Source organism: Aurantimonas sp. DM33-3 (genome assembly GCF_014334315.1).
GTDB classification, from domain to species: domain Bacteria; phylum Pseudomonadota; class Alphaproteobacteria; order Rhizobiales; family Rhizobiaceae; genus Aurantimonas; species Aurantimonas coralicida.
Window position 1 is genome coordinate 119,409 of sequence record NZ_JACSGS010000008.1, and the last position, 20,178, is coordinate 139,586.

Here is a 20,178-nt window from a genome sequence, read left to right on the forward strand (position 1 = left end):
CCATGAGCACCGACGAACTCCTCTACGAGGTCCGCGACGGGATCGGCTGGATCACGCTGAACCGGCCCCAGGCTCGCAACGCCCTGACCTTCGTCATGTACGACCGTCTCGCGGAGATCTGCCGCGAGACGAAGCTGGGCGGCGAGGTGAAGTGTCTCGTCGTCACCGGCGCCGGCGACAAAGCCTTCGCCGCCGGCACCGACATGACCCAGTTCCGCGGCTTCGACACGGAGCAGGACGCCCTCGACTACGAGCACCGCATGGACGTCGTCCTCGGCGCGGTGGAGGCCTGCCCGGTCCCCACCATCGCGGCGATCGCGCGGGCCTGCACCGGCGGCGGTGCCGGCATCGCGGCGGCCTGCGACATCCGTATCGCCACCGCCGACCTGAAGTTCGGCTTCCCGATCGCCCGCACGCTGGGCAATTGCCTGTCCATCGCCAATCTGTCGCGGCTGTCGACGCTGATGGGCGCCGGCCGGGTCAAGGAGATCATCTTCACCGCCCGCCTCGTCGGCGCGGAAGAGGCGTTGAATGCCGGGCTGATCGCCGAGATCGTGCCCGACCACGCGGCGCTGATCGCCCGCACGCAGGAACTGGCGGCGCTGCTCGCCACCCATGCGCCGCTGACGCTCTCGACTACCAAGGAGGCCCTGCGCCGCCTGCGGGTCCAGGGCGCCGAGGCCGACGACCGCGACCTCGTGGTGCAGGCCTATATGAGCGAGGACTTCAAGGAGGGCATGGAAGCCTTCCTCGGCAAGCGCACACCGGAATGGAAAGGCCAGTAATGGCACAGGTGAAAGGCCCGCTCGATGGCATGAAGGTCATCGAGCTCGCGCATATCATGGCCGGCCCGGTCTGCGGCATGATGCTGGCCGACATGGGCGCCGACGTGATCAAGGTCGAGAAGCCCGACGGCGACGACACGCGGCGCTTCCTGCCGCCCGACATCAACGGCGAATCCGCCGCCTACATGATGATGAACCGCAACAAGCGCGGCATCGTCCTCGACCTGAAGTCCGAAGACGGCAAGGCGGTGCTGCGGCGCATGCTGGAGACGGCGGACGTCGTCATCGAGAATTACCGCATGGGCACGATGGAGAAGCTCGGGCTTGGCTACGAGGATCTGAAGGCGGTCAATCCCGGCCTGATCTATTGCGAGATCTCCGGCTTCGGCCGCACCGGCCCCTATGCCAATCGCGGCGGCTTCGACCTGATCGCCCAGGGCATGAGCGGGCTGATGTCGATCACCGGCGAAGGCCCCGGCCGCCCGCCGGTCAAGTCCGGCGCCCCGGTCTCCGACATCACCGCCGGCATTCTCGGCGCGCTCGGCTGCGCCGCTGCCTATGCCCGCAAGCTGCAGACCGGCGAGGGCCAGAAGGTCGACACCTCGCTGTTCGAGGCCGGCATCACCCACACCTACTGGCAGTCGGCCATCGCCTTCGCCACCGGCGCCTCGCCCGGCCCGCTCGGCTCGGCGCATCCGCTGAACGCGCCCTATCAGGCCTTCCGGACCGCCGATGGCTGGATCAATCTCGGCGCGGCGAACCAGAAGAACTGGGAGCGCATGCTCGCCGTGATCGGCGCCGAGGAACTGGCATCCGATCCGCGCTTTGCCAACAATCACGGCCGCATGCAGAATCTCGCGGCGCTGGAGGAGATCCTCAACGGGCATTTCTCACAGCGCAGCTCGGCCGAATGGCTGGCGCAGCTGGAAGCCGCCGGCGTGCCGGCCGGCCCGGTCCTCGACATCTCGGAGATGCACGAGGACCCGCAGACCCTATCGCGCGAAATGGTGGTGGAGACCGAGCATCCGACCGCCGGCCGGGTGAAGGCGATCGGCCTGCCGATCAAGTTCTCCGACACGCCCGGCGGCGTCACCCGCCCGGCCCCGCTGCTCGGCGAACACACCGCCGAGGTGCTGCGCGAGGCCGGCTACGACGCGGCCGAGATCGACCGCATGCTCGGCTCCGGCGCGGTCCGCAGCTCCAGGGCCGGCTGACCGCCGACGACAGGCAACGACGGCGCGCGGCGGCTTCACGGGTCGCGGCACGCATCTTGACGTCCACCGCCTTGAGGCTAGCTCGCAACGGATCACCCGCCCACGGGACGCACACCGCCCGTAGCGGTCGGCGAACCGGCTCCCCGGTCATCCTGTTCTGGCGCCGTCATGCGACCCTTCGCCAAGCCCTTCTACCTGGTTCTCGGCTATAGCTGCGTCGTGCTGGGCGGGCTCGGCGTCGTGCTGCCGCTGCTGCCGACGACGCCCTTCCTGCTCCTGGCGGTCTGGTGCTTTGCCCGCTCGCATCCCGATCTCGCCCGCCGGCTGGAGGCGCATCCGCGCTTCGGGCCGACGCTGGTCGCCTGGCGCGAACACCGGATCATTCCGCGCCGGGCCAAGATCGCCGCCATCACCGCGATGCTGGCGTCCTTCGTGCTGGCATGGGTGACCGTCGGCCACCCGCTCGTCCTCGTCAGCCTGGCGCTGATCATGGGCAGCGTCAGCGTCTACATCCTGACGCGGCCCTCAGGCCGGTAGGCGCACGGCGCGCCATCCGTGCCGTTCAGGCCGAGGCGACGCTGCGATCGCGTGATCCGGCCTGCCCCTTGGCGAGCGCCCGCAGGTCGAAGCCGCTGTCGCGCAGTTCCTCGGCGCTGACCGGCGCCTCGCGGCCGAGCAGCTTGCGGGCGGCCATGTGCTCGCCAGGCGCATTGATGGTCTCGACCGAGGCCAGTTGCCCGTCGCGATAGCCCACAATGACGGTGACCAGCTCTTCCTGCCGGATCGTCTCGAAGCGGTCGGCGCCGCTGGTCAGCCCGGCGATCTGCAGCTTCAGCGCGCCCTGGTCGCTCCAGAACCACGGCACCGCATGATAGGCCGCCGCCGTGCCATGGACGATCCGCTTCGCCAGATGGCGCGCCTGGTCCATCGCGGCCTGCACCGATTCCAGCCGCAGATGGGTGCCCAGCGGCCCCGGCACCGAGGCGCAGTCGCCGATGGCCGAGATCGCCGGATCGCCGGTGGCCAGCGTCTCGTCGACGACGATGCCGTTCGCAACCGCAAGCCCGGCCGCGGCCGCGAGTTCGCCATTCGGCGCGACGCCGGTGGCGACGAGAACGAGGTCGCCCTCGATGCCCGTCCCGTCCGCCAGGGTCACGCCGACGACCCTCTCGGCCTCGTCGTCGTCGATGCGGGCCACCCTGGCGCCGAGCCGGATGGCGATGCCCGCGGCGCGGTGGTGCTCCAGCACGAAATCCGAGATCGCCGGCGAAACGGCGCGGGCCATCAGCCGGTCGGCGGCTTCCAGCACCGTCACCTGCGCCCCGGCAAGCCGCGCCATGGCGGCAAATTCCAGCCCGATGAAGCCGCCGCCGACGACGATGGCGTGGCGCGTGTCGGCCAGGCGCCGGCGGATCGTCTCGGCATGGGCGAGCGTGCGCAGTTCCACGACATCTTTGTGCGTGCCGCCGGCGATCGGCGGGCGCACATTGCGGGCCCCGGTGGCCAGAACCAGATGATCGTAGCCATGGCTGGCGCCGTCGTCGGTGGCCACCGTGCGGGCCGTCCGGTCGATCGACGCGACGCGGGTGGCGTCGCGCAAAGTGATGGCGTTGCGCTCGAAGAAGCTCTGCGGCTTCAGGACCAGGCGCTCGGGATCGCCCTCCTTCATGTAGCCCTTGGACAAAGGCGGTCGCTGATAGGGCAGACCCGGCTCGTCGCCGATCAGGGTGATCGGCCCCTCATGACCTTCCTGCCGCAGGCTGGCCGCGAGCTGGATCGCTGCCTGGCCGCTGCCGACGATGACGATGCGTTCGCCGCTCATGTCCCGCGTCCTGTCATGGTTCGTCAAAGGGGCACTCCGACGACCACGCGGCCGACGGGTCGTCCCCGGAGGCGGGTCTACGACGAAAGACGCCCGGCGGTCGAGCCGGGCGTCGATCAGGGAGCCGAACGCCGCAGCACGGGCGGCGCGGGTCAGGCGTCAAAGGGGTTCAGACCGCCGACAGGCTGACCAGGGCGAACAGACCGTCCGGATCGGTCCAGACCTTGTCCAGCGACCAGCCCGATTCATCAGCCATCCCGGCCAGGGCCTCGACATCGTATTTGCGCGAGCTTTCGGTGTGGATCGACTCGCCTGCCTCGAAGGCGAAGGAGCGGCCGGCGACCGACAGCGTGCAGGCGTCGCGGGCGACGAGGTGCATCTCGACAGCCGAGGCCTCGCCGTTCCAGCGGGCCTCATGGGCGAAATTGTCGAGCGGCAGCTCGGCGTCCAGTTCCCGCTGCATACGCTCAAGTATGTTGATGTCAAAGGCCGCCGTCACGCCGGTCGCGTCGTCATAGGCGGCGAGCAGCGTGTCGATGTCCTTCTTCAGATCGACGCCGATCACGGCAACGCCGCCCGCTCCGACATGCCGGCGCATCCGGGCGAGAAAGGCCAACGCCTCCCTGCGGCCGAGATTGCCGAGGGTCGAGCCGGGGAAGAACCCGCCCCGGCGCCCGTCCTGGGGCAGGTCCCCGGGCAGGTCGAATTCGGCGGTGAAGTCGGCGACCACCGGCTCCACGGCCAGGCCGGGAAACCGCTTCCTGATCCGTTCGGCCGAGGCTTCCAGAAAATCGCCGGAGATGTCGATCGGCACATAGAGGCGCGGAGCTTCCAGCGCCGCCAGCACGATCTCGGTCTTGATGCCGGCGCCGGCGCCATACTCGATCAGTACCGCCTCTCGGCCGAAGACGGCGGCGATCTCCCCGGCCCTTTCCTTCAGGATGCCGGTCTCAGTCCGCGTCGGATAATATTCCGGCAGCGCGGTGATCTCCTCGAAGAGCTCCGAGCCACGGTCGTCGTAGAGCCAGCGGCTCGGCAGGGTCTTGGGCTTGCGCGACAATCCATCGAGAACATCGGCGCGAAAGGCCTCGCGCTGCTGGGCCAGCGTGTCGATCCGGTCCAGCATGCTCACGCGTCCTCGGCGAGGCGCAGGCCGGAGAACTGCCAGCGCGCATCCGGCGGGAAGAAGTTGCGGTAGGTCGTGCGGATATGGTTCTCCGGCGTGGCGCAGGAGCCGCCGCGCAGCACGAACTGGCCGCACATGAACTTGCCGTTGTACTCGCCGACCGCGCCCTCGACCGGCTTGAAACGCGGATAGGGCGAGAACGGGCTGCGGGTCCATTCCCAGACGTCGCCATACATCTGGCGCAGGCCCTCGCCCGGCGCCGCGGGCTTCGGCCGCAGCCGGCCGGACCCGGCGAAATTGCCCTCGACCGGCAGGCTCGCCGCAGCATTCTCCCATTCGAATTCGGTCGGCAGGCGCTTGCCGGCCCAGGTCGCGAAGGCGTCGGCCTCGAAATAGCTGAGATGCGTCACCGGCGCGTTCAGATCGAGCGGCTGCGCGCCGCGCAGGGTCATCGTCCACATCTCGCCGTCGCGCTCGTGCCAGTAGAAGGGCCGGGTCCAGCCCTCGCCGAGGATCGTCCCCCAGCCGGCCGACAGCCACAGCAGCGGATCGCAGTAGCCGCCATCCTCGACGAAGGCGAGATATTCGCCATTGGTCACCAGCCGGTCGGCCAGACGGTAGGGTTCGAGCAGCGCGCGGTGGCGCGGTCCCTCGCAGTCGAAGGCAAAGCCCTCGCCGTCATGGCCGATCTCGATGATGCCGCCGTCGAAGCCGACGAAGCGCGCCTCGCCCGGATCGGCCGCGACGCTCAGCGGCTGCGGGTCGCGATAGGCCGGCTTCAGCGGGCTCTGGTCGAAGAGATGCAGGATGTCGGTCAGCAGCAATTCCTGATGCTGCTGCTCGTGGTGGCAGCCGAGCTCGATCAGCTCGGCGACGTCCGGCGCCGGGCCGCGCTCCATCAGCGTCTCGATCGCCGCGTCGACATGGGCGCGATAGGCGAAGATCTCGTCCAGCGCCGGCCGCGTGATCATGCCCCGCCGCGGTCGCGGCTGCCGCTCGCCGATGGTCTCGTAATAGGAGTTGAAGAGGTAGTTGTAGCTGTCGTCGAAGACCTCATAGCCGGCGAGATTCGGCTTCAGCACCATGGTCTCGAAGAACCAGGTCGTGTGGGCCAGATGCCATTTGGCGGGGCTCGCGTCGGGCATCGACTGGACGGTCGCGTCGGCGTCCGACAGCGGCGCGCCGAGGGCGCGGCTGTCCTCGCGCACGGCACGGTAGCGGGCCGCGAGCGCGGAGACGTCAGTCAGCGATTTGCGGGATACATGGGCCATGTCGAACCTCTTCGAACTGGTTCCGGCCGCCGGTTCGCCCTGAAGGCAGGCCGCCGGACAGCCGCGTTCGAGAAGACCTAGCTTTCGTCCATGACCCGACAACGACGATCACGTCTTATCTATCGAGCCGGCCAACGACCCCGCCGCCCCGCCATTGCGGCGCTTCCGTTAGCTTCAGGGCCGGCGGCGGGCACTATGCCGCACCGGTCAGTTCCGGCCGGGCACCGCCAGGAACTCTGCGAGGACGCGGTTGAAGACGGCCGGATTGTCGAGATTGGCGACATGCCCGGCCTCCAGCACCACGCTCCTTGCATTCGGCGCCTCGGCGACGATGTCGGCCGCCTGTTCGCGGATCGTCGTCGCGTCATGCAGCGTGTCGATGACCAGGCACGGGCAGCGGATGCGGCCGAGATCCAGCGGCCGGCTTTCGACGATGGCGCGATAGGTGGCGACGATGGCATCCGGCGACATCGCCCGGAAGCCGGCGATGAAATGCCACCGCGCATCCCGCCCGACCCAGAACGGCCCGACGAGGCGGGCGGCGAGTGCCAGGCCGATCCGCGCGGTGCGGGCCTGGCCGAGGATGTGGAACGTCGGGTGCAGCAGGCGCTGCGGGTCGAGCCAGTCGACGAGCCGGCGCACCCAGCCGATGCCCGACAGGGAGCGGGGCGTATTGGCGAGAACCAGCGCGGTCACCCGGTCTGGCGCGCGCGCCGCGATCTCCAGCGCCACCATGCCGCCCAGCGAGACGCCGCAGACGGCAAAGCGGTCGATGCCGAGGCGGTCGATGAGCGCCAGACTATCCATCGCCATGCGGTCGATGGTGAGCCGCTCCTCGCCGAGCGGCGTTGCGCCATGGCCGCGCAGATCGGGCACGATGACGCGATGCCGGTCGACGAGCGCCTCGACCTGCCCGGCCCAGACTGCCCGCGTCTGCACCGCGCCATGCAGGAGCAGCACCGGCACGCCATCGGCCGCACCCTGCGCCGGGTGATCGTCATGGACGATGGCGATGTCGCCGATGTCGGCTCTGCCATGCGGCGCGGACGCGCCGTCCGCCGCAATGGCTGCGGCGGATACGGTGGTGTCGTCGAGGGAGATCGTCGTCATGCCGAAGGCCCGCTGACGGACGGCCGGAGCGGCGACAGACCGCCCCGCTCCGGCGCCGTCGTCAGGATCGTGCCTATTCGGCGAACTCCACCGTCACGCCCGGCTTCACCATCTTGGCGAGCTCGGTCGCGTCCCAATTGGTCAGGCGGACGCAGCCATGGCTGTTGGTCTTGCCGATCTTGGAGGGCTCCGGCGTGCCGTGAATGCCGTAGGTCGGCTTCGACAGCGCGATCCAGATCGTGCCGACCGGACCGTTCGGACCCGGCGGAATGGTCAGCACCTTGTCGTTGGAGCCCTGCTTGAAATTGACCTTCGGATTGTAGGTGTAGTTCGGATCGAAGGCGATGCGGTTGACCTGCACGACGCCCGACGGGGACGGCGTGTCGGACGAGCCGATGGTCGAGGGATAGGCGGCGATCAGGCTGCCGTCGGCCGCATAGGCGCGCACCTGCTCGCGGCCCTTGTCGGCAATGATCTTGGTGACCTCGCCCTTCACGTTCTCGCCGGTCGCCGCGACCTTGATGCGGGTGCCCTGGCGATCGAAATCGGCGCCCGGATTGATCTTGCGCAGGAACTCCTCGTCCATATGGAATCGCTCGGCCAGCCGTTCGGAGACGCGCTCGAAGCTCATCTCGGGAAGCTGCGCCTTCTCGCCGTAGTCGGACGGGATCGCCGCCACATACGGACCGGCGACGTCCTCGGCGGTGATCTCGTAGGTGGTGATCGCCGGCCCGCCGGTGGCGTCCAGCTCCTCGGCCAGCGCCTTGGCGTCGCCGGTGGGCAGGCTGCGGCCGAACTTCTCCTCATAGGCGGCGACCGCCTTGTTGACGTTCGAGCCCATGCGGCCGTCGATCACGCCCGGCGACATGCCGGCGCGGTCGAGCAGGATCTGCAGCGCGGCGATCTCGGCCTCGGCGTTCTTGCCTTTCGGCGCCTCGACCGGCGGGGCCGGATCGGTTTCGGTGATGGTGCGGCCTTCGGCCGGCGCCGTACCGATAGCGCCCGGATCGGTCAGCAGATCGTCGACGCTGGTCTGGGTGTCGGCGGTGCCCTCGGCCGGGTAGTCCGGGCCCTGGACGGGCGGGAGCTCGGCCTCGCGGCGCGGCTCGCTCCCTGCGTCCGGCAGCGGCGCGGCCTCGATCGGCCCGTCATAGCGGGGCTCGTCGCGATAGACCGGGTCGGGACCGTAATCGCGCTCGCGATCATAGCCGTCATCGGCATAGGGATCGGCCGAGCGCGGGCCGAAATCGACGCGGCCTTCCAGCGTCACGCCCGGCGGCGGCGGGGCGTCGATGATGGCGCCGCCCCTTTCGCCGAAGCGCGCCCGGCGCTCGCGGAAGCGCTCGCGGCGCGGCTCCTCTATGGCGATGATGCGGCCGGTGGAATCGATCACCACCCGGCGGCCGCTCTCGTCCACATAGACCTCGGCGACGTCGCCATACTGGTCGTATCCCTGGGCCAGACGGATCTCGCCCGACTGGGCCTGCGCCCCGGTCGCCGCGGTCGTCAGCGCAAGCGTCGACAGACAGAGTGCCACGATAGGCTTCATCTTGCTTTCTCCAGCACAGCCTGGTCCCGCCGGCGCACCATGCACCGCCGGGACGCCCCGTCGCATCCACCGCCGGACGACCATCCGGACGCGGATCCTGCTCTCCAGGCCTTTATCCCGCACTATCCGACATGGCGGATGAACCGGACATGAAAATGGCGAAACCTCACGCAAGTGTCAGTCATTCTGAAGAAAACGCGTCCCTCGCCCCGGGATCGGCCGCCGCGGAGCGCCGTTTTGCCGGTCCCCACTTGGGCGCGCGGCCGCAAGCGTTTATGTGCGGGCATCACATGCGCGCCAGCGCCAACATCAGGATACGACCATGAGCGACACCCTTCCCGACCGGCTGTCTTCCGACCCGTCCAGCGAGTTCCACGACGCCGACCTGCTGACGCGGGGCGTGGGCGTGCGGTTCAAGGGCGAGGAACGCACCAATGTCGAGGAATATTGCATCAGCGAAGGCTGGATCCGCGTCCAGGCCGGCAAGGCGAAGGACCGCCGCGGCCAGCCGCTGACCATCAAGCTGAAGGGCCCGGTCGAGGTCTATCTCAAGGAAGACTGACCGCAACCGACCCGGCTCGGGCGACGCGGGCCACAGGGCGCGCGGCGCCGGCCGGTCAGTTGTTGATGGCGATGATCGCCCAATGGGTCCGGCTGCAGGCATTGTCGTCGCAGACGGACGCCATCCAGATCTCGCCGTTGCCGAACATCACCCCTTCCGCATTGACGAACAGGTCCGCGAAGCGCTGGTCCGCGACGATCGCCTGCGTGTCCGCCATGACCAGCCGGTCGTAATTGTCGACGAGATCGCGGGCTTCGATCAGTTCGTATTCCTCGCCATTGGCGCGAACCGTCAGCGGATAATCGGCAAGCTGCGCCACGGTGACCGGATCGCCGAACCGCATCGCCTCGGTCAGAAGATCGAAGGCCTCGGCAAATCCCGCGGCATCGCCCTGCAGCGCCTCGATGCGGGCGGAGACCTCTTCGTGGCTCTGCGCGAACGCCGGCGCGGTCATCAGCAGCGCGGCAAGGCACAGGGACCAGAACCGTTTCGTCATCCCGCAACTCCCTTTGCGATGAGCTCGGCGGGACCGCACGAGTGATGCACGGTCCCGCCGAAGCGTGTCGTGGCCTTCGCTATTGCGGCTGCCATTCCTCGGTCCCGAGCGTCTTGGCGCCGATATAGCTCCACACGCCCATCCATTTCCCGCCTTCGCGGTACATCAGCGCGACGCCGCTCTCGCCATCCTGGAGATAGCCGATGGCCATGACGTCATCGTCGCCGATCCCCGTGCCCTGCAGCTTGGTGCCGTCCTGCAGCGTATAGGTCAGGGTGAAGGTGTCCCCCACCTTGGCCACCAGAACGCTGGCATCGTAGGTCGAACCGTCGGGATTGGTGCCGGCGATGGTGTAGTGGCCGGACGGGTCGGCGAGGGCCGGTGACGCGCCGAGCAGAAGCGCGGCGGCCAGTGTCAGACTGCGTATGGACGTCCACATCGTGGTTTCTCCCAAAACCCGACCGATCAGTCGGTGAAATCGAATTCCGAAATCTCGCAGACGTCGACGCCGGCCTTGGTGGCGTCGGTGCCGTCGCTGAAGGTGGCCTTGAAGTCGAACATGCAGGCGCCGGTCCCGTCATCGACGGTCACCAGCACCGCCTCGCCCGGCTCCAGAACGTCGACGCCGAGGATGTCTTCCTCCCAGGCATTCGTCCCGGTGTTGGACGCGTAGAACTCGATCATCGCGACGCTGGTCGCATTGGTGACGGTGACGTCACGGTTCTCGGCATGGGCGGATACGGCGGCAAGACAAACGGCGCCGACGGCCGCAGCGAGGACGGGACGGAAACAGAACTGCATTTTCGGATATCCTGAACGGACGAGGCGCCTCGCCCGGCGGGCGTACGCGGGCGATCACGCGCCCGCCATCACCATACGCCCGGCCATGACGCCGAGGAAGATGGCCCCGATCGCCATTCTTGTCTGGCCGTCCCAATCTTCGGGCGTTTCGTCCCTCTTGCGGCCGGGCGGCGCGCCGGGCGCACGGCCTCCCGGAACCGCGCCTTGCGCGAAGCCGTTGCGCCGACAGGACGTTTCCACGGAGAGCGATCATGTCATCGACGGAAGGCCGCCATATCATGGCCAGCGAGGAGACCGACAACGAGGTCGGCATCAACAATATCGAGGCGAGCCGGGTGGAAGGCACCGCGGTCTACAACACCGACGGCGACCATCTCGGCCATATCCAGGACCTCGTCATCGGCAAGCGCGACGGCCAGGTGAAATATGCCATCCTGTCCTTCGGCGGGTTCCTGGGGATCGGCGAGGACTATCATCCGCTGCCCTGGCACGTCCTGAAATACGACGCGTGGCAGGGCGGCTATGTCGTCGGCATCACCCGCGAGCAGCTCGAAGGCGCACCGCGCTTCGCCCCGGACGCTTCGCCGGGCTGGAACGATCCCGACACCGGCCAGCGCATCGACGATTACTGGCGTCCCGCCTACATCTGACGCCTTACCAACGCTGAAACGACAAGGGGCGGCCCGCCGGGCCGCCCCTTTTTCATCTTCGCTCCGGAGCCCGTCAGGCCGCGACCCGGTCTCCCGGTGCGCCGGCCTTGGAGCCGACCACGTGGAAGATCAGGTGGTCGCCGCCGCCGGCGATCTTGATCACGCTCTCGTCGCGAACCTCGCCGAGCAGGATCTTCTCGGCCAGCGGATCCTGCACCTCGCGCTGGATCACCCGCTTCAGCGGCCGTGCGCCATAGGCCGGATCGTAGCCCCGCTCGGCCAGCCATTCGCGACCGGTCTCGTCGAGTTCGACCCGGATCTTGCGATCCGCCAGAAGCTGGTCGAGCCGCTTCATCTGGATGTCGACGATCGCGCCCATCTCCGAGCGATGCAGCCGGTGGAAGAGGATGGTCTCGTCCACACGGTTGAGGAACTCCGGCCGGAAGGCCCGCCGCACCACGTCCATCACCTGGTCGCGCGCCGCCTCGGCATCCTCGTCGTCGCGCAGGGCCGTGAGGAACTCGGCCCCCAGATTGGAGGTCATGATGATGATCGTATTGCGGAAGTCGACCGTGCGCCCCTGCCCGTCCGTCAGCCGCCCGTCGTCGAGCACCTGCAGAAGCACGTTGAAGACGTCCGGATGGGCCTTCTCGATCTCGTCGAACAGCACGACCTGGTAGGGCCGCCGCCGCACCGCCTCGGTCAGGCTGCCGCCCTCCTCGTAGCCGACATAGCCCGGAGGCGCGCCGATCAGCCGCGAGACCGAGTGCTTCTCCATGAACTCCGACATGTCGAGCCGCACCATGGCGGTCTCGTCGTCGAACAGGAAGGCGGCCAGCGACTTGGTCAGCTCGGTCTTGCCGACGCCGGTGGGCCCGAGGAAGATGAACGAGCCGATCGGCCGGTTCGGGTCCTGCAGGCCGGCCCGCGCCCGGCGCACCGCCTTCGACACCGCCTGCACCGCCTCGCCCTGGCCGACGACGCGCGTCTGCAGGGCGTCTTCCATGCGCAGGAGCTTGTCGCGCTCGCCCTCGAGCATCCGGTCCACCGGAATGCCCGACCAGCGCGAGACGACATGGGCGATGTGGTCGGCGGTGACGGTCTCCTCGACCATCGAGCCGGCGGTGCCGGCACCGTCCTGGGCCTCGGCCTCCTTGAGCTGCGCCTCGAGCTGCGGGATCTCGCCATAGGCAAGCTCGCCGGCCCGCTGGAACTCGCCCTTGCGCTGGGCGACGGCCAGTTCGTTGCGGACCTCGTCGAGGCGCTTCTTCAGGTCGGCGGCAAGCCCGAGCTTCGACTTCTCGGCCTGCCAGGTCGTGGTGATCCGGTCGGATTCCTCCTCCAGATTGGCCAGTTCCCCTTCCAGCCGCTCGAGCCGGTCCTTCGACGCGTCGTCGCTCTCGCGGCGCAGCGCCTCGCGCTCGATCTTCAGCTGCATGATGCGGCGGTCGATCTCGTCCAGCGCCTCGGGCTTGGAATCGACCTGCATGCGCAGCCGCGCCGCGCCCTCGTCGACGAGGTCGATCGCCTTGTCGGGCAGAAAGCGGTCGGTGATGTAGCGGTTCGACAGCTGGGCCGCCGCCACCAGGGCGCTGTCGGAGATGCGCACCTGGTGGTGCTGCTCGTATTTCTCCTTCAGGCCGCGCAGGATCGAGATCGTGTCCTCGACGGTCGGCTCGCTCACGAAGACCGGCTGGAAGCGCCGGGCCAGCGCCGGGTCCTTCTCGACATGCTTGCGATATTCGTCGAGCGTCGTCGCGCCGACGCAGTGCAGCTCGCCGCGCGCCAAGGCGGGCTTCAGCAGGTTGGAGGCGTCCATCGCCCCGTCGCCCTTGCCCGCGCCGACCAGCGTGTGCATCTCGTCGATGAACAGGATGATGTTGCCGGCCTCGGCCGTCACCTCGGACAGGACGGCCTTCAGCCGCTCCTCGAACTCGCCGCGATATTTCGCGCCGGCGATGAGCGAGCCCATGTCGAGGGCCATCAGCTGCTTGTCGCGCAGGGATTCGGGCACGTCGCCATTGACGATGCGCAGCGCCAGGCCTTCGGCGATGGCGGTCTTGCCGACGCCGGGCTCGCCGATCAGCACCGGGTTGTTCTTGGTGCGCCGGGACAGGACCTGGATGGTGCGGCGGATCTCGTCGTCACGGCCGATCACCGGGTCGAGCTTGCCCTCGCGCGCCGCGGCCGTCAGGTCGCGGGCGTATTTCTTCAGGGCGTCGTAGCCGCTCTCGGCCGAGGCGCTGTCGGCGGTGCGGCCCTTGCGCAGCGACTCGATGGCAGCGTTCAGCCCGTTCGGCGTGACGCCGGCATTGGCGAGGATGGTCGCGGTCTTGGCGGCCTTCTCGATGGTCATGGCCAGAAGCAGGCGCTCGACGCTGACATAGCTGTCGCCGGCCTTCTTGGCGATTTCCTCGGCGGTGGCGAAGATCTTCGCCAGCGGCTGGGCGAGATACATCTGCGAGCCGCCGCCCGACACCTTCGGCATGGCGTCGAGGGCCGCCTCGACGGCGATCCGAACCTCCTGCGGCCGTCCGCCGGCCTTCTCGATGAGGCCGGCCGCCATGCCTTCCTCGTCGTCGATCAGGACCTTCAGCAGGTGCTCGGGCGTGAATTGCTGGTGATCGCGCGAGACCGCCTGGGTCTGTGCGGCCTGGATGAAGCCGCGAACGCGCTCGGTGTATTTCTCGATATTCATGGATCGCTTCTCCTATCGGCGAACCACCCCGCAGGCGTCGTCCGCACGTTCCTGGAGTCCGGCCCCCGTTCCGGCAGGCCGCCCGCTGAATATATGGGTGAGGTGCAACTCACCCGGAAGGGCCAGACGCGCGACTGTTGCAAAAATGTTTCGCCCGCCGCCATGCGCCAGATCAAGGCGCCGGTCCGTCGCACCCGGGAGTGCCCACGAAAAAGGGCGCCGCGAAGCTCGCAGCGCCCTTGTCTCGTTCGCGGATCGGTTGCCCGATCGGCTCAGCCGTTGGAGGCCAGCAGGAAGTCCGGCAGGGCATCGTTGTCGCCGCCCGCCTTGGTCTCGCCGTCGGCACCGTCTTCCGGCTTCTTCTTGCGCGGCCGTCCGGGACGGCGCTTCACCGGTGCGGCATCCGCCTCGGGCGCATCGGACGGCGCTGCCGCCGTGGCGGGGCTCTCGCCTGCATCGGCGGCCTGTGCCGGTGCGGCGGGTGCTGCCGCCTCGTTCGTCACGCCATCCTCGTCGCGCGGGCGACGGGTGCGGGCGCGGCGACGCGGCCGTTCGTTCTGCTCGTCGGAGGATACGGTCTCGCTGCGGCGGCCGTCGGCGTCGCTGCCATTGGCCTCGCCGCGCGCCGGGCGCTCGCGGCGCTCGTCGCCCTGCGAGGACCCGCGGTCCGCCTCTTCGGCGACCATGGGCTGCGGGCCGGTGCCGTTCGGCTCGGACCGGTCGCGCCGATCGCGATTGCCGCGATTGTCGTCCTGCTGACGATTGTCCCGGTTGCCCCGGTTGTTGTCGTCGCGGTTGCGATTGCGGTTGCCATCGCGGTCGCGGTTGCCGTCGCGATCCCGGTTGTTGTCGCGGTCGCGGTTCCGGTTGCCGTCGCGGTTGTCGCGATTGCCACGGTTGCGCTCGCCATCCGCGTCGTTGTCGCGGTCGTCCCGGTCGTCGCGATAGCTGGAATTGTCCTGCTGATCGTCGTCGTCGTCGTCGCTGGAATCGTCGCGGTTGTCGCGATCGTCCCGCGGCTGGAACTGCGCCTGTGCCGCCGCCACGATGCGATTGTAGTGCTCGGCGTGCTGCAGATAGTTCTCGGCCATGACACGGTCGCCGGCTCCCGAGGCGTCACGCGCCAGGGTCGAGTATTTCTCGGCGATATGCTGGGCGGTGCCCCTGATCTTCACGTCCGGGCCATTCGACTCGTAGCCACGCGAAAGCGGGTTCGGGCCCTTGCGACCGCGTCCGCGCATACGGTTTTTCTGCTGCTGTCCTGGCCTCATGAACTTCCTGTCTTTTTGGATGCACCGGTCGTGCCGGTATGGCTGTTGCCCAAAGACGCGGATCACGCGTCTGCTCAAGGTGCAGCCTGCCGCAGCAATGCCGCCAACTAGAGGTTTTGTCGGTTGTGGCTGGCGATACCCTCGCGCCGGCTTGTACGGACGACCTACCGGTCACCACGAGCATTCCTCGGGTCGCCTGGCGGCGCTGCCTGAGGGATGTCCCCCTCGGATGTTCCGTATTCGTCAGACCCTAGAGGGGAAACCGCACTGCCACAAGTGTTTTTTGTCTGCATACCCTGCGATTGCGGCGCCGGCTGGAAACTTGGTTACACCGAACCCGCGCCGCCGATCGCCAGCCGCAGGGTCAGGACCCGGATCACGCCGCCAAGGTCCCGGGTCGCCGCATCGAGGATGAAACCTTCGGCCGCGAAGATCGCCGCCACGTCGCCTTCCTGGCCGACGCCGATCTCGAGGATCACCAGGCCCTGCGACCGCACGATCCGGCGGGCGCCCGTCGCCAGCGCGCGATAGGCATCGAGCCCGTCCGCGCCGCCATCGAGGGCGAGCAGCGGGTCGTGGTCACGCACCTCGCGCGACAGGGCTGCGATATCGTCGTGGGGAATATATGGGGGATTCGACACCACGAGTTCAAGCGGTCCCGCGATCGCGTCGAGATAGTTCGCCCGCACAGTGTGCATCCGGGCGGCGACGCCGGCGGCGATCGCATTGCGCCGCGCGGTCTGAAGCGCGCCGTCCGAAATGTCGAGCGCGACGGCTTCGGCCTCGGCGAACAGCGCCAGCAGCGAGACCGCGATCGCGCCGGTGCCGGTGCCCACATCGGCAAAGACGCAGCGACCGTCCCGCGCGACGATCGCCGCCATCGCCTTGCGGGCTTCTTCCACCAGCACCTCGGTGTCGGGCCGCGGCTCCAGCGTCTCGGGCGACAGGAGGAAGTCATGCTCGTAGAAGGCCCGCCGGCCGATGATGCGGTGCACCGGCTCGCCGGCCGCGCGCCGCGCCAGGACCGCGTCGAAGCGGGCCGCATCCGCCGCCGACACCACGGCGCCCGACGCCGAATGCACCTCGCCGGGGCGCCGGTCGCAGATCTCGGCCAGCAGCAGGCGCGCGTCGAGATCGGGCGTGTCGCAGCCGGCGGCGCGCAGCCGCGCCTGCCCGTCGCGCAGGCAGTCGCCGAGCGTCGGCCCGCCCGGCTCGTCAGGCATCGACGCCGACGGCGGCCAGCAGATGCGCCTGATGGTCGGCGACCAGCGCATCGACCAGTTCGTCCATCTCGCCCTCGATCACCCGGTCGAGCTTGTAAAGCGTCAGATTGATCCGGTGGTCGGTGACGCGGCCTTGCGGAAAGTTATAGGTACGGATGCGCTCGGAGCGGTCGCCGGAGCCGACCTGGCTCTTGCGGGCGGCCGAGCGTTCGTCGTCGGCGCGCTGGCGTTCCATGTCGAACAGCCGGGCCTTCAGCACCTGCATGGCGCGGGCGCGGTTCTGGTGCTGGGACTTTTCCGACGACGTCACGACGATGCCGGTGGGAATATGGGTGATGCGCACCGCCGAATCGGTGGTGTTGACGTGCTGGCCGCCGGCGCCGGAGGCGCGCATCGTGTCGATGCGGATGTCCTCGGTCTTCACCTCGACGTCGATGTCCTCGGCTTCCGGCAGCACCGCGACGGTGGCCGCCGAGGTGTGGATGCGGCCGCCCGATTCGGTCTCGGGCACACGCTGCACCCGGTGGACGCCGGATTCGAACTTCAGCCGCGAGAACACGCCGACGCCGCGGATCGCCGCGATCACTTCGCGGTAGCCGCCGACTTCGCCCTCGCTGGCCGAGATGATCTCCACCTTCCAGCGGTTCATCTCGGCATAGCGCTGATACATGCGGAAGAGATCGCCGGCGAAGAGGCCGGCCTCCGAGCCGCCGGTGCCGGCGCGGATTTCCAGGATCGCGCCCTTCTCGTCGGCGGCGTCCTTGGGCAGCAGCAGGATGCGGATCTCGGCGGTCAGCGTCTCCAGCCGTTCCTTCAGCTCGTCGATCTCGATTTCCGCCAGTTCGCGCATGTCGCGCCCGGCCGCCGGCTCGTCGAGGATCGCGCGGGCCTCGGCCAGTTCCTGCTCGGCCTTCTGATAGGTGCGAATGGCCGCGACCACTTCCTCCAGCCCGGAATATTCGGCTGCCAGCTTGGTATAGACCTCGTGCTCCGGCCCCTTCGACATCTCGTGCTCGAGCAGCGCGAAGCGGTTGAGGATTTCGTCGAGGCTGGATTTCGGCAGGGTCGCCATGTGGTCCTGAACAGGTGCGGGGAAGAGGATGCGCCCTCTTGCGCGAGGTCGCGACGGTGATCCAGGTCGGCGGGCCGGGTCAGCTAATACGGAATGCCCTGCGCCTTGGCGAAGTCGACCAGTGCCCGCCGCGGCGCATCCGACGGGTGGCTGCCGTCGAGATAGGCGGTCACCAGCTCGGTCACCCGGCCGACATTCATCTCGACGATCGCCGCCTTCACCGGCCCGATCGAGGGCGGTGCCATGGATATGGACCGGAAGCCGAGGCCGATCAACGCCATCGCCGACAGCGGCCGGCCGGCCATCTCGCCGCACAGGGTCACCGGCACCGAATGGCGGATGCCGGCATCGACGATCAGCTTCAGCGCCCGCAGGAAGGCCGGCGACAGATCGTCGAAGCGGTCGGCGACGCGGGCATTGCCGCGATCGACGGCGTTGAAGAACTGGAACAGGTCGTTCGAGCCGACCGAAACGAAGTCGAGGAGCTGCATCACCTCGTCGAGTTGGAACAGGATGCCCGGCACCTCGATCATCGCGCCGATCTTCAGCCGCTCGGGCATGACATGGCCGAAGCGGGTGAGGTGCTTGTATTCGCGGCTGATCAGGTCGCGCGCCAGATGCAGCTCCGACACGTCGGTCACCATCGGGAACATGACCCGCAATTCCCGGCCGGCCGCCGCCTTGAGCAGCGCCCGCAGCTGGGTCCGCATCAGGCCAGGCCGGTCGAGCGCCAGGCGCAGCGCCCGGTAGCCCAGCGCCGGATTATCCTCGGGGAACTGGTTCAGATAGGGCAGCACCTTGTCGCCGCCGACATCGAGGGTGCGGAAGGTCACGGGCCGGCCGCCGGCCGCGTCCAGCACCGCCGAATACAGCCGCTCCTGGTCGCTGGCCCGCGGCATGGTGGAGGCGACCATGAACTGCAGCTCGGTGCGGAACAGGCCGATGCCCTCGGCGCCGGCCTCGTCGAGCTGCGGCAGGTCTACCAGCAGGCCGGCATTCATCTGCAGATCGATCTTGACCCCGTCGCGGCTGACCGAGGCCATGTCGCGCAGCGACCGGTAGCGCTCCTGGCGCTTCTCGCGGAACTTGGCCTTGTCGGAGAACAAAGCTTCCAGATCGGCCTGCGGGCGCAGGTGGACGCCGCCGTCCTCGCCGTCGACGATGACCGAATCGCCGCTCTCCGACATGGAAACCGCGCCCTTGACCTGGCCGACGACGGGAATGCCGAGGGCCCGCGCGACGATGACGACGTGGCTGGTCGCCGCCCCCTCTTCCAGCACGAGGCCGCGGATCTGCTCGCGGCGATAGTCGAGAAGCTCCGCCGCGCCCATGGAGCGGGCGACGATGATCGCGTCGTCGGGCGTCGCCTGCCCGTCATGGCCGATGAGCTGGCGCAGCAGCCGGTTGGCGAGATCGTCGAAATCATGCAGCCGCTCGCGGATATAGGGATCGGTCATGTGCATCATGCGCGCCCGCATGTCGCTCTGGACCTTCTCCACCGCCGCTTCCGCGGTCAGGCCGTTGCGCACCGCCTCTTCCAGCCGCCGCACCCAGCCGCGGTCGTGGGCGAACATGCGATAGGCTTCCAGCACCGCCCGGTGCTCGCCCTCGCCGGCCACTTCGCGGCGCGACAGCATGTCCTCGATCGACAGCCGCAGGACGCCCAGCGCCTTGGTCAGGCGCTCGACCTCGATCTCCATGTCCTCGTTGAAGAGGTTGGTCACGACGACGCGCGGCTCGTGCAGGATCACCCGCCCAAGGCCGATGCCGTCGGACAGCGGCACGCCGGTGAACGAGACCGAGCGGGACAGATCGAGGGCGACGCCGGGCCGCGACAGGCCTTCCAGGCTGCCGGCGGCGATCATCTCGGCGACCACCATGGCGACGGTTTCCAGCGCCTCGGATTCCTCGTCGCGATAGACCCGCGCCGCCTTGTTCTGGACGACCAGCACGCCGAGCGTGCGGCCTGCGCGCAGGATCGGCACGCCGAGGAAGGAGTGGTAGATCTCCTCGCCGGTCTCCGGAAGATAGGTGAAGGCCGGGTGCTTCTGGGCTTCCGGCAGGTTCAGCGGCCGCGCCGTCGCGGCGATCGTGCCGACGAGGCCCTCGCCGAGTTTCAGCTGGGCGAGATGGACCGAACCGGGGTTCAGACCCTCGGTGGCGTAGAGTTCCAGAATGCCGTCGGCGCGCAGGACGTAGAGCGAGCAGACCTCGGCCACCATGTTCTGGGCGATCAGGCGGGAAATCTGGTCGAGACGCGACTGCGGGTCGAGAGGCTCGACCATGAGCTCCCGGATGCGGCGCATGAGAACGCGCGGCCCTGACATGTCGCTTCTGTTCAACGCGATGTCCCGTTCCAGGTGGCCGACGCCCGCCCGGATGATTCCGGTCGGCCGCGCGATCCCCTTCCCCGTATCAGATCACATAAAGCTGCCCCGACAGAACCCAATCGGAAGGCAGCAATAGGTTTTCCCCTTCGCGGCCCGGTTGCGCGCCCGTCACGCCGGCACGCAAGGCCGGGCAGTCCG

General features: G+C 68.5%; 18 protein-coding genes. 5 read left to right on the top strand and 13 right to left on the bottom strand.

The annotated features are described in order from the left end of the window. The first annotated feature begins 2 nt into the window (after positions 1-2). From H9Q09_RS12790 to H9Q09_RS12800, 3 genes are all read left to right on the top strand, one after another. Positions 3-785 carry an enoyl-CoA hydratase/isomerase family protein gene (locus H9Q09_RS12790; RefSeq protein WP_187391360.1) on the top strand — a complete coding sequence of 261 codons (783 nt, stop codon included), beginning with the start codon at positions 3-5 and terminating at the stop codon, positions 783-785. Further along, on the top strand, positions 785-1,999 hold the full coding sequence (locus tag H9Q09_RS12795; RefSeq protein WP_187391361.1) for a CoA transferase: 1,215 nt from the start codon (positions 785-787) through the stop codon (positions 1,997-1,999). The genes H9Q09_RS12790 and H9Q09_RS12795 overlap by 1 nt, the downstream gene beginning before the upstream one ends. Positions 2,000-2,167: 168 nt before the next feature. Then, entirely contained in the window at positions 2,168-2,536 is a 369-nt protein-coding gene (locus tag H9Q09_RS12800; protein ID WP_187391362.1) for a YbaN family protein, read from the top strand. Positions 2,537-2,561: 25 nt separating this feature from the next. Here the strand turns inward: H9Q09_RS12800 and H9Q09_RS12805 are convergent, their stop codons facing one another. The 5 genes from H9Q09_RS12805 to H9Q09_RS12825 form a co-directional block, all read right to left on the bottom strand. After that, on the bottom strand, positions 2,562-3,821 hold the full coding sequence (locus H9Q09_RS12805) for an FAD-dependent oxidoreductase (protein ID WP_187391363.1): 1,260 nt from the start codon (positions 3,819-3,821) through the stop codon (positions 2,562-2,564). Positions 3,822-3,990: 169 nt separating this feature from the next. Continuing rightward, positions 3,991-4,947, bottom strand: a complete 957-nt coding sequence (gene egtD, locus H9Q09_RS12810) for an L-histidine N(alpha)-methyltransferase (protein WP_187391364.1) — start codon at positions 4,945-4,947, stop codon at positions 3,991-3,993. 2 nt (positions 4,948-4,949) lie between these two features. Beyond that, entirely contained in the window at positions 4,950-6,218 is a 1,269-nt protein-coding gene (egtB, locus tag H9Q09_RS12815; RefSeq protein ID WP_187391365.1) for an ergothioneine biosynthesis protein EgtB, read from the bottom strand. Between the two features lie 207 nt (positions 6,219-6,425). Then, a complete protein-coding gene (locus tag H9Q09_RS12820) occupies positions 6,426-7,328 on the bottom strand; it encodes an alpha/beta fold hydrolase (RefSeq protein ID WP_246716129.1) in 903 nt (300 codons plus the stop codon). A gap of 73 nt (positions 7,329-7,401) precedes the next feature. Next, on the bottom strand, positions 7,402-8,865 hold the full coding sequence (locus tag H9Q09_RS12825; RefSeq protein ID WP_348646304.1) for a L,D-transpeptidase family protein: 1,464 nt from the start codon (positions 8,863-8,865) through the stop codon (positions 7,402-7,404). A gap of 334 nt (positions 8,866-9,199) precedes the next feature. On the opposite strand from H9Q09_RS12825, the gene H9Q09_RS12830 reads away from it, so the two are divergent. Next, positions 9,200-9,439: a DUF3297 family protein gene (locus tag H9Q09_RS12830; RefSeq protein WP_024349913.1), complete on the top strand. Its 240-nt coding sequence runs from the start codon at positions 9,200-9,202 to the stop codon at positions 9,437-9,439. Positions 9,440-9,494: 55 nt separating this feature from the next. On the opposite strand, the gene H9Q09_RS12835 is transcribed toward H9Q09_RS12830, so the two are convergent. The 3 genes from H9Q09_RS12835 to H9Q09_RS12845 form a co-directional block, all read right to left on the bottom strand. Next, on the bottom strand, positions 9,495-9,935 hold the full coding sequence (locus tag H9Q09_RS12835; protein ID WP_187391366.1) for a hypothetical protein: 441 nt from the start codon (positions 9,933-9,935) through the stop codon (positions 9,495-9,497). A gap of 79 nt (positions 9,936-10,014) precedes the next feature. Further along, positions 10,015-10,374 (bottom strand): hypothetical protein, encoded by a 360-nt coding sequence (locus H9Q09_RS12840; protein WP_187391367.1) that lies wholly within the window; start codon positions 10,372-10,374, stop codon positions 10,015-10,017. Between the two features lie 26 nt (positions 10,375-10,400). Beyond that, a complete protein-coding gene (locus tag H9Q09_RS12845; protein WP_024349910.1) occupies positions 10,401-10,736 on the bottom strand; it encodes a hypothetical protein in 336 nt (111 codons plus the stop codon). Positions 10,737-11,014: 278 nt separating this feature from the next. Here H9Q09_RS12845 and H9Q09_RS12850 point away from each other — a divergent pair, with 278 nt between their 5' ends. Beyond that, positions 11,015-11,386 carry a PRC-barrel domain-containing protein gene (locus tag H9Q09_RS12850; RefSeq protein ID WP_187391430.1) on the top strand — a complete coding sequence of 124 codons (372 nt, stop codon included), beginning with the start codon at positions 11,015-11,017 and terminating at the stop codon, positions 11,384-11,386. Positions 11,387-11,459: 73 nt separating this feature from the next. Here H9Q09_RS12850 and clpB read toward each other — a convergent pair whose 3' ends face one another. The 5 genes from clpB to ptsP form a co-directional block, all read right to left on the bottom strand. Continuing rightward, the gene (gene clpB / locus H9Q09_RS12855) at positions 11,460-14,084 is read right to left on the bottom strand and encodes an ATP-dependent chaperone ClpB (protein WP_024349908.1); all 2,625 of its coding nucleotides are present in this window, start codon (positions 14,082-14,084) and stop codon (positions 11,460-11,462) included. Positions 14,085-14,356: 272 nt separating this feature from the next. Continuing rightward, positions 14,357-15,325, bottom strand: coding sequence for a DUF4167 domain-containing protein (locus H9Q09_RS12860; protein ID WP_246716130.1), 969 nt, complete (start codon positions 15,323-15,325; stop codon positions 14,357-14,359). Positions 15,326-15,681: 356 nt separating this feature from the next. Next, the gene (prmC, locus tag H9Q09_RS12865; protein WP_187391369.1) at positions 15,682-16,578 is read right to left on the bottom strand and encodes a peptide chain release factor N(5)-glutamine methyltransferase; all 897 of its coding nucleotides are present in this window, start codon (positions 16,576-16,578) and stop codon (positions 15,682-15,684) included. Then, positions 16,571-17,650 carry a peptide chain release factor 1 gene (gene prfA, locus H9Q09_RS12870; RefSeq protein WP_187391370.1) on the bottom strand — a complete coding sequence of 360 codons (1,080 nt, stop codon included), beginning with the start codon at positions 17,648-17,650 and terminating at the stop codon, positions 16,571-16,573. Before prfA ends, prmC begins: the two co-directional genes overlap by 8 nt. 83 nt (positions 17,651-17,733) lie before the next feature. Beyond that, positions 17,734-19,977: a phosphoenolpyruvate--protein phosphotransferase gene (gene ptsP / locus H9Q09_RS12875; RefSeq protein WP_187391371.1), complete on the bottom strand. Its 2,244-nt coding sequence runs from the start codon at positions 19,975-19,977 to the stop codon at positions 17,734-17,736. Between the last annotated feature and the right edge of the window lie 201 nt (positions 19,978-20,178).

Excerpts from the sequence above, each read along its gene's own strand:
- H9Q09_RS12840 (WP_187391367.1), bottom strand. The coding sequence starts at position 10,374 with ATGTGGACGTCCATACGCAGTCTGACACTGGCCGCCGCGCTTCTGCTC.
- H9Q09_RS12830 (WP_024349913.1), top strand. The coding sequence starts at position 9,200 with ATGAGCGACACCCTTCCCGACCGGCTGTCTTCCGACCCGTCCAGCGAG.
- clpB (WP_024349908.1), bottom strand. The coding sequence starts at position 14,084 with ATGAATATCGAGAAATACACCGAGCGCGTTCGCGGCTTCATCCAGGCC.
- H9Q09_RS12850 (WP_187391430.1), top strand. The coding sequence starts at position 11,015 with ATGGCCAGCGAGGAGACCGACAACGAGGTCGGCATCAACAATATCGAG.
- egtD (WP_187391364.1), bottom strand. The coding sequence starts at position 4,947 with ATGCTGGACCGGATCGACACGCTGGCCCAGCAGCGCGAGGCCTTTCGC.
- H9Q09_RS12845 (WP_024349910.1), bottom strand. The coding sequence starts at position 10,736 with ATGCAGTTCTGTTTCCGTCCCGTCCTCGCTGCGGCCGTCGGCGCCGTT.
- H9Q09_RS12860 (WP_246716130.1), bottom strand. The coding sequence starts at position 15,325 with ATGCGCGGACGCGGTCGCAAGGGCCCGAACCCGCTTTCGCGTGGCTAC.
- H9Q09_RS12805 (WP_187391363.1), bottom strand. The coding sequence starts at position 3,821 with ATGAGCGGCGAACGCATCGTCATCGTCGGCAGCGGCCAGGCAGCGATC.
- H9Q09_RS12795 (WP_187391361.1), top strand. The coding sequence starts at position 785 with ATGGCACAGGTGAAAGGCCCGCTCGATGGCATGAAGGTCATCGAGCTC.
- prfA (WP_187391370.1), bottom strand. The coding sequence starts at position 17,650 with ATGGCGACCCTGCCGAAATCCAGCCTCGACGAAATCCTCAACCGCTTC.
- H9Q09_RS12835 (WP_187391366.1), bottom strand. The coding sequence starts at position 9,935 with ATGACGAAACGGTTCTGGTCCCTGTGCCTTGCCGCGCTGCTGATGACC.
- egtB (WP_187391365.1), bottom strand. The coding sequence starts at position 6,218 with ATGGCCCATGTATCCCGCAAATCGCTGACTGACGTCTCCGCGCTCGCG.
- H9Q09_RS12820 (WP_246716129.1), bottom strand. The coding sequence starts at position 7,328 with ATGACGACGATCTCCCTCGACGACACCACCGTATCCGCCGCAGCCATT.
- H9Q09_RS12800 (WP_187391362.1), top strand. The coding sequence starts at position 2,168 with ATGCGACCCTTCGCCAAGCCCTTCTACCTGGTTCTCGGCTATAGCTGC.
- ptsP (WP_187391371.1), bottom strand. The coding sequence starts at position 19,977 with ATGTCAGGGCCGCGCGTTCTCATGCGCCGCATCCGGGAGCTCATGGTC.
- H9Q09_RS12790 (WP_187391360.1), top strand. The coding sequence starts at position 3 with ATGAGCACCGACGAACTCCTCTACGAGGTCCGCGACGGGATCGGCTGG.
- prmC (WP_187391369.1), bottom strand. The coding sequence starts at position 16,578 with ATGCCTGACGAGCCGGGCGGGCCGACGCTCGGCGACTGCCTGCGCGAC.